The sequence below is a fragment of the Noviherbaspirillum sp. ST9 genome (genome assembly GCF_048799745.1).
In the GTDB taxonomy this organism is placed as follows: Bacteria; Pseudomonadota; Gammaproteobacteria; order Burkholderiales; family Burkholderiaceae_D; genus Noviherbaspirillum.
Genome location: NZ_JBLWFR010000144.1, coordinates 1 through 596, shown reverse-complemented (window position 1 = coordinate 596; position 596 = coordinate 1). Strand labels below are relative to the sequence as shown.

Sequence of the window (596 nt, the reverse complement as noted above, 5' to 3'; positions counted from 1 at the left end):
CCGCCGACAGCGCCAAGCGCTTCACCAGCCCCGCCGTGGCCGCCCCCGACTTCGGCCCCAAGGCGCACTATGCCTGCGGCCTCGCCATCGTGCCCATCGACGAGCGGCCCTGCCTGCACCACACCGGCGGCATGGAGGCCTTCTCCTCGTCCCTGCATGTGGACCCGGCGGCGGGCGTGGGCGCCTTCGCCTCCACCAACGCCAGCGCCCAGCCCTATCGGCCGCGCCTGGTCACCACCTTCGCCTGCCAGCTGTTCCGCGCCGTGCGCGAGGGCCGGCCCCTGCCCGCGCCGCCGCCTATCGTCCCGGCCACGCGCGTGGAGAAGGCGAGCCGCATCGCTGGACGCTATGTCGCGCCCGACGGGTCCAGGCTGGAGCTGCGGCTGGCGGGCGACGGTCTGGTGCTGAGCGGCGAGGGCGGCGACCACCTGGTGCAGCCCGCCGAGGGCGGTCTCGTGGCCGTGTCGCCCGACGGAACGGTGCGGGGGCTCGGCCTCGCCTGGGATGGCGACAGCGTGACCTCGGTGGGCTTCGGAACCCGTCTCTATCTGCCCGAGGGCAAGGACCTGTCGGCGGTGAAGCCGCTGGATCCTGCC

General features: G+C 74.5%; 1 protein-coding gene. It reads left to right on the top strand.

What is annotated here, in order from left to right; all coding sequences use genetic code 11:
- Positions 1–596 (top strand): hypothetical protein (locus ACNOHI_RS25225; protein ID WP_420477473.1); only part of this gene is annotated, 596 nt, incomplete at both ends.